This is a genomic window from Phaeobacter sp. (assembly GCF_022825805.1).
Classification (GTDB): domain Bacteria; phylum Pseudomonadota; class Alphaproteobacteria; order Rhodobacterales; family Rhodobacteraceae; genus Phaeobacter.
This window is the reverse complement of the sequence record NZ_JAJDWC010000114.1, coordinates 26,357-33,773: the sequence shown is the minus strand read 5'-3', so window position 1 is coordinate 33,773 and position 7,417 is coordinate 26,357. Positions and strand designations below refer to the sequence as shown.

The window sequence follows — 7,417 nt, the reverse complement described above, 5'->3', positions numbered from 1 at the left end:
ATCAACACCGGCGTGACCCAGCTTGATCAGGTGACGCAGCAGAATGCCGCCATGGTGGAGGAAGCCACCGCCGCCAGCCATATGCTGAACACCGATGCCAGCAAACTGGCGCAACTGGTGGCGCATTTCAAAGTCGCCGGTGGCAGCGCAAGCGCGCGCCCTGCCGCAATGGCCCCGGCAGCCGCAGGCGCGCAACGACCCTCACCAACCAACCAAGCAGCCGCCAAACCCAGCGCCCCCAGCGCTCATGGCGACGACTGGAACATCGAAGAAGATGTCACCCCGCAACCCGCCGCAGCCGCAGCCGCAATCTCCGGCAACACTGCAAAAGACATCTGGCAAGACTTCTAATTCAAACATGATGCCGGGCCGCCGACTTGTGTGCGGCCCGGTCCATCAAAATGCAACACTTCGGTCATCGACCGGACAAACAGAGCGGAAAAAGCATTGTCAAAGAGTCTATTGATCATCACCACGGACCGGCAATTCGCCCAGAGTCTTCAACAGCACATGCAATCCTCTTATCCCGGGTTACAGGTGCTTTTGGCCAACAACCTGATGATGGCCTACAATCAGGCGGAGGCTGGTCAACCCACCTTTGCGTTTGTTGAAGACGGGTTCACCAAACTGCCTGAATTCGAGATGATGCTCGCCTTGTTCTCCGCGCTTGATATCCGTTGGGTGTCTGTAATGGATTCCCACAGCTCGACGCCAGCGCGCGGGTCCTCACCACTGCTGGATGTGGGTGCTGGGATTTTCGAACTCACCAAAGCGGATCATCCCCGGGTGTTTTCGCAGTACTACGACATGATGGTGAAGGCACCGCGCCGCAACCAGCCCAACATGGCACAGAAATCCAACGGCGCGGCCAGCGCAGGCCCCGGAAGCGACAAGGTCATCCTGATTGGCTCGTCGACCGGTGGTGTCGAAGCGCTGCGCAGCGTTCTTGTCGGCTTTCCACTGAATTGCCCGCCTACATTGATCGTTCAGCACACCGGAAAGAACTTTGGCCGCGGCCTCGTTTCCCTACTGGATCGTGTTTGCCCCGCAAAAGTCGTTGCCGCCGAAGATGGCATGAGCCTGAGCCCCGGCACCGTTTACATTGCCGCTGGTCAACCCAAACATATGGGCCTGACGTCACGCAAACCTCTGAAGACGCGTTTCAAGGATGCCCCACCCATTTCTGGGCATTTGCCGTCAGTGGATGCACTTTTCATGTCCGCTGTGCCCATGGCCAAGCAGGTTGTTGCAACAATCTTAACTGGTATGGGGCAAGATGGGGCTCAAGGTCTCTTGGAGCTGCGCAAAGCAGGCGCCAAAACATTTGCCCAAGATGAAAAAAGCTGCGTGGTCTACGGCATGCCTCGGGTTGCCTGGGAAATGGGTGCAGCACAACAACAGGTCCCGCTTGCGCGGATGGCCGGAACTCTCATTCAGGCGTGCAAGTCCTGAAAACAGGAAGGAAACCACTTTGAGTGTCTTTGCAAACTCCTCCACGGTAACTGTCCTGCAGGGCGAATACCGTGTGTCCACCTCACCAACGGTGGCATTCTCAACAGTTTTGGGGTCTTGTATCGCGGCATGCATCTACGACGAGCGCAATGGCGTCGGAGGCATGAACCATTTTCTTTTGGCCTCTTCCAGCGCCTCTGACTCCGTCAATGCCCGCTATGGCGTTCATGCAATGGAGCTGTTGATCAACGGCATCATGAAGAAAGGCGCCCAACGGGACCACCTGAAGGCTAAGGTCTTTGGCGGAGCCAAGATGTCCGCCAACCTGTCCAATATCGGCGCCAATAACGCCGATTTCGTACAACGGTTCCTGCGAGACGAGGGTATTCCCGTCATTTCCTCAAGCGTTGGGGGCACCTCGGCGCGCAGAGTGCGGTTTCACCCGGTGACCGGTGCCGCACAGCAAACCCAGGTCAAGGATGATCGCCAGCTTGGTGATATCGAACGCGCAGCAGCCGTTGCGCCAGCACCGCAGCCAAAACCTGCAAGCGATCCAGGTGCAGTGACACTGTTTTAATCTGTCCACTAAATGGCCGGATCAAAAAGGGGGGGCAGCCATCGCTGCCCCCCCTTTTTGTATCTGGTCTGTTTATATGGTCAGCAACACCTCGCAATCATGGCATTTTCCCCAAAGCGGTCACTGGCGGTTGCTGCCATTGGTCCACATGCTAGTGTTCCGTCAAACACATGCGTCAAACCGGGTAAATGTCTCTGCTTTCATCACAACACCAATGCCGCCGCTTGTACCGCCAACGTCCAGGCCGCCACAGAGCGACCACCCTGTCGAGGTGTGCAAATATCGCCAGAGTCTGGGCGCTGCTGCTCGTTTTCATTGCGGGCCTGATGCCGCAGTCACAAGCACAGGCACAGGCGGCAGAACGATTGACCGTGTTTGCTGCCGCAAGTCTGAAAGTGCCGCTGGAAGAAATTGCTGTGGAATTTGAGCTTTACAGCGGCATACCCGTTGATTTGTCGTTTGCGGGTTCTTCATTGCTGGCGCGCCAGCTTCGGTTCGGGGCAGACGCCGATGTGTTTTTATCAGCGAATATTGCCTGGTCTGAGTGGGCGGCAGATCAAGGATTGTTGGCGGAGGCCCCACCTTTGCATTGGTTGACTAACCGGTTGGTTCTGGTCGCCGCGGCTAATGAGACGACAGAATTTTCTCTCGACAAACCAGAGCAGTTAATCGAAGCGGTGCAGGAACGTCCCCTGGCGATGGGCCTGGTGGATGCCGTACCCGCGGGGATTTATGGACGCGCCGCTTTGGTATCCCAAGGGCTCTGGGACGACATGGTGCCATATGTTGCGCAGACAGACAATGTGCAGGCCGCCCTTGCCCTGGTGTCGCGCGGCGCTGCACGGCTGGGAATTGTTTACGCAACTGACGCCCGAAACACCGACAGCATCAGGGTGATCGCAACCTTCCCGGAAACCAGCCATCCACCAATCGTCTACACTGCTGCGGCAACCGCCGCTGGTGATGTAAAAACCGCCAATGAATTTCTTCTGTTCCTACAAAGTCCTGCTTCGCAAAACATCTTGCGACAGTATGGCTTTGGCATTGGCGCGGAGTGAAACATTGATGGCGTGGCTTGGTCCTCAGGAATGGGATGCTGTGGCACTGTCACTCAAAGTGTCATTTTGGGCGACGACGCTCTCAATGCCACTCGCTGTTCTCACCGCCTATGCGCTGGCGCGCGGACGGTTTCGTGGGAAATCCCTGCTCAACGGGATTGTGCATCTTCCGCTGATTTTGCCCCCAGTTGTCACAGGGTATCTGTTGCTTGCAGTATTCAACCCGACAACGCCGATTGGCAAAACACTCGACGCATTTGGCTTGACCTTGGCATTTCGCTGGACCGGCGCGGCCTTGGCAGCTGCCGTCATGGGCTTTCCATTGATGGTGCGCGCCGTGCGTCTTTCGATTGAAGCGGTTGACCCAAAATTGGAACAGGCCGCTGCGACACTGGGGGCTTCCCGGTTTTGGGTGTTCGCGACGATCACGCTGCCGCTGATTGTTCCGGGTATCCTGACTGGAGCGATCCTCGGATTTGCGAAGGCCATGGGCGAGTTTGGTGCAACAATCACCTTTGTGGCCAATATCCCCGGTCGCACCCAAACCCTACCCTCGGCGATCTACGGTTTCTTGCAAATCCCAGGTGGCGAAAGCGGTGCCTTCCGGCTGGTGATCATTTCGATCACAATCGCAATGGGCGCGCTCTTGCTTTCGGAATGGTTGGCCCGGCGGGTCGCGGCAAAGATCGGCGCGAAACATGATTGACCTCACATTGGCACATCAACTGCAGGGGTTTGCGCTCGATATCGAGATCAACGCCCCACCTGGCGTCACGGTTCTGTTTGGCCGCTCGGGTGCTGGCAAAACCTCCGTCATAAGCGCGGTGGCTGGCCTGCTCACCCCCCGATACGGCCGTATAAAGGTGGCTGGCCAAACGCTTCTGGATACGGACGCCGGTGTGAACCTTCCGTCTCATCAACGGCGGATCGGGTATATATTCCAGGACAACCGGCTCTTTCCACATCTGACTGTGGAGCAAAATCTGACCTACGGTCAGAGATTTACGCCAAAGTCCCGCAAACCGGCTGATTTTGACGACGTTGTTGATCTGCTCGGTCTGGCAGCGTTATTAAAACGATCTCCACACCAACTGTCGGGGGGCGAAAAGCAAAGGGTCGCCATTGGCCGCGCGATCCTTTCGGCACCTGATCTGGTGCTGGCAGATGAGCCGCTCGCAGCCCTCGACGACGCCCACAAGGCAGAGATCCTGCCGTATTTCGAACAGCTGCGCGATATCTTGTCCGTGCCAATGCTCTACGTCACACATTCGGTCGCAGAGGTCGCCCGGATGGCAACAACAGTCGCAGTTATCGACCAAGGCCGGTGTCTGCGATGCGGCCCGACAGCGGACATCCTGACCGATCCAGCCGCCTTGCCGACCGGTGTCCGAGCGGCCGGAGCCGTGCTTTATGCCAAGGTTCAGGCCCATCACCAAGATGGATTGACCGAACTTGATGCCGGTGGCATCGCTCTGTTTCTACCCGGCCATGAACAAGCCATCGGCAAGAGGATCAGGGTGCGTATCGCGGCCCATGATGTCATTCTGTCGCGCGAGCGACCCGACGGGCTGTCTGCGTTGAACATATTCCCCGGCACCATCACACAAATCCGCAGAGGTGATGGACCGGGTGCAATGGTGACGCTGCAAACAAAGGCCGGCACTCTGCTCGCGCGGGTCACCCGGCGCTCCGCTGATGCAATGAACCTGCAGGTCGGAGGCAACTGCCATGCGATTGTCAAAACGGTCTCCGTGGCGCGCGAGGATGTTGGCGGCGCGTCTGCATCACCACCTGACCCTGTGACATCTTGCAAGCTGTGAGCCACTGATGACCGACAATCTCGATGCCGCGCTGTGGGCGCGCACAAATCTTGAAACTGTGATCGCCCCACCGCTGACAACGACGGAAACCGCAGACCTGCTGATCATTGGCGGCGGCTACACCGGTTGTTCTGCGGCACTCACGGCCGCGCAGACCGGAGCAGACGTGCGGTTGCTGGAGGCCGCCACTTTTGGAGCTGGCGGGTCCGGGCGCAACGTTGGGCTGGTGAACGCGGGGCTCTGGTTGCCGCCAAATGACATTCAAAAACATCTGGGCGCCGCCGCAGCCGACAAGCTGATTAACACCCTCGCGCAAGCGCCGAGCCGTGTGTTTGAGATCATCGAAGACTACCAGATCAACTGCGAAGCAACGCGGGCAGGCACGCTTCATTGTGCGCATGCACCCTCCGGAATGGCAGATCTCGAAAATCGCTATGCACAGTTGGAACGCACCGGCGCACCGGTTGCCCTACTGTCAAAAGCGGACGCGCAAGAACGCGTGGGCAGCGCGCAGGTCCACGGCGCATTGTTTGATCCACGCGCTGGCACCATTCAGCCGCTGGCCTACGCGACCGGGCTGGCGCGCGCAGCTCATGCCAGCGGTGCCAAACTGCACAGCCAGTCACCCGTTGTCTCGCTGCACAAAAATGCATCAAAAGGCATATGGCGGGCCATCACACCAAATGGCGAAATACGCGCAAAGAAGCTGATTATGGCAACCAATGCCTACCCCTTGCCGATTGACGGCTATAGCGCGCCTGCGACCATTCCGGTCCACTACTTCCAGGCCGCCACAGCTCCTTTGCCCTCAGGTTTGTTGGATCGCATTTTGCCATCATCCGAAGGGTGCTGGGACACTGGGTTGGTCATGTCCTCATGGCGCAAAGACCGGGCCGGGCGCTTGATCATCGGGGCAATGGGCCAATTGGGGCATCTGGGCAGTGCAGTTCACAGTGGCTGGCTGCGCAGGAAACTGGCGCGAATGTTCCCAGATCTGGCTGATCAGCCGTTTGAAACCCAGTGGCATGGCAGAATTGCCATGACCCATGAACACATCCCGAAGATCCTGGATCTTGGGGACGGCTACGCGTGTTTTGGCTATTCTGGCCGCGGGATCGGGCCGGGCACCGTGTTCGGCAGTGCGATGGCAGATGCACTCTTGCGCAACGACAGTTCCGATTTGCCGGTCAGCCCGGTCACCAGCCACAGTCTGCCATTTTCAAAACTGCGTGGCGCCTACTACGAAAGCGGCGCCACGCTGGTTCATTTGTTGAAGGACCGCTAACTAACAGCGGTCCTTCAATGCTTATTTGCAAGCCGCAATCGACGATCCAATGCTCGTCAGCAGCTCGACGTAGAATTGTGGCCCGGGGGTCAGCGCGCTGCCGATTGGGTCGACAACCGCAGTTTTGGCGGTCGTTCCATCCATTACTGTTGCAACCAGTCCGCTGTTGAACTGCGGTTCAGACAGCACGCAGTCAACATTGTTTTCCCGCACTGTTTCTTGAATGGCTGCGATACGTGCCGGGCTTGGGTCAGAGGCATCCGAAAGCGCGATCGCACCAGCGATGGGCAGATCAAAACCAACCTCAAAGTACTGATAGGCGTCGTGGAAAACGACGATTGGTTTCGTTTTCAGATCGGCAAGCTGCGAGGAGATCTGCGCTTTTGCCGCGTCAATCTCGGCCTGCCCGGCTGCAGCGTTCGCGAGATACAGATCTGCATTTTCAGCATCAACCGACGCAAGTGTCTGCGCGATTTGCGAAAGCCAGGTTTTGCCGTTTTCAGCCATCAGCCACGCATGCGGATCGGTCCCACCAGCAGCATGGTCATGCCCATGCGCATCGTGTCCGTGTTCTTCGTGTGCATGTTCTTCGTGATCGTGTGCATCATGGTCATGCGAGTCATGGCCGTCGGTGTCATGATTTGCATGATCGGCGTGGTCCGCATGATCGTCTTTGTGATCGTCGTGCGCGTCTTCATGACCATGTGCATCATGATCATGCTTTTCGTGATCATGGTCTTCATGACCGTGCTCTTTGTGATCGTGATCTTTATGGCCGTGGTCATCATGACCATCTTCATCATGCTCGTCATGCGCTTCGGTCTCGGCCACGTCCAAAGCAAACGTCGCACTTTCCCGGTAAGTCAGGAGTTGCGTGCCCTCTGCCTCCAGCAGCTCCACGACAACAGCATCCGCGGCCAAGGTTTCAATTGGACCTTCCAACCAGGGTGTCAAATCATGACCAACCCAGAACACAACATCTGCGCGATCCAACGCGCGTGCCTCTGACGGTCGCATCGAATGGCTGTGCGGCGACGCTCCTGGAGGGACAATCTGGTCAGGGCTGCCAACCCCCTCCATCACGCGTGCCACCAAACCGTGAACTGGACCAATGTCTGTTGCGACATTTGGTGCCTCAGCAATGGCGTGACCTGATCCCATTGCAGAAAACAGCAATGCGGTGACCGCGACCCGGCTGCGCAGACCCTGCATCGCGCGGGCTGCT

Annotated in this window: 7 protein-coding genes and 1 pseudogene; 7 read left to right on the top strand and 1 reads right to left on the bottom strand. The window is 57.7% G+C overall.

Translation table 11 applies throughout. The features are described from left to right. The 7 genes and pseudogenes from Q0C28_RS13015 to Q0C28_RS12985 all read left to right on the top strand — a co-directional run. Window positions 1-351 (top strand): annotated as a pseudogene (locus tag Q0C28_RS13015) (hypothetical protein); the annotation flags it as partial. Between the two features lie 159 nt (window positions 352-510). Then, window positions 511-1,452 carry a CheB methylesterase domain-containing protein gene (locus Q0C28_RS13010; RefSeq protein ID WP_293576466.1) on the top strand — a complete coding sequence of 314 codons (942 nt, stop codon included), beginning with the start codon at window positions 511-513 and terminating at the stop codon, window positions 1,450-1,452. Window positions 1,453-1,471: 19 nt separating this feature from the next. Next, a complete protein-coding gene (locus Q0C28_RS13005) occupies window positions 1,472-2,029 on the top strand; it encodes a chemotaxis protein CheD (RefSeq protein ID WP_293576464.1) in 558 nt (185 codons plus the stop codon). Window positions 2,030-2,355: 326 nt separating this feature from the next. Further along, on the top strand, window positions 2,356-3,087 hold the full coding sequence (gene modA, locus Q0C28_RS13000) for a molybdate ABC transporter substrate-binding protein (RefSeq protein WP_293576462.1): 732 nt from the start codon (window positions 2,356-2,358) through the stop codon (window positions 3,085-3,087). Between the two features lie 7 nt (window positions 3,088-3,094). Beyond that, entirely contained in the window at window positions 3,095-3,793 is a 699-nt protein-coding gene (modB, locus tag Q0C28_RS12995) for a molybdate ABC transporter permease subunit (protein ID WP_293576460.1), read from the top strand. Beyond that, window positions 3,786-4,907, top strand: coding sequence for a molybdenum ABC transporter ATP-binding protein (gene modC / locus Q0C28_RS12990; protein WP_293576458.1), 1,122 nt, complete (start codon window positions 3,786-3,788; stop codon window positions 4,905-4,907). The genes modB and modC overlap by 8 nt, the downstream gene beginning before the upstream one ends. Before the next feature lie 7 nt (window positions 4,908-4,914). Further along, window positions 4,915-6,192: an FAD-binding oxidoreductase gene (locus Q0C28_RS12985; protein ID WP_293576456.1), complete on the top strand. Its 1,278-nt coding sequence runs from the start codon at window positions 4,915-4,917 to the stop codon at window positions 6,190-6,192. A gap of 21 nt (window positions 6,193-6,213) precedes the next feature. Here the strand turns inward: Q0C28_RS12985 and Q0C28_RS12980 are convergent, their stop codons facing one another. Further along, window positions 6,214-7,353 carry a zinc ABC transporter substrate-binding protein gene (locus Q0C28_RS12980; protein WP_293576471.1) on the bottom strand — a complete coding sequence of 380 codons (1,140 nt, stop codon included), beginning with the start codon at window positions 7,351-7,353 and terminating at the stop codon, window positions 6,214-6,216. Window positions 7,354-7,417 lie beyond the last annotated feature (64 nt).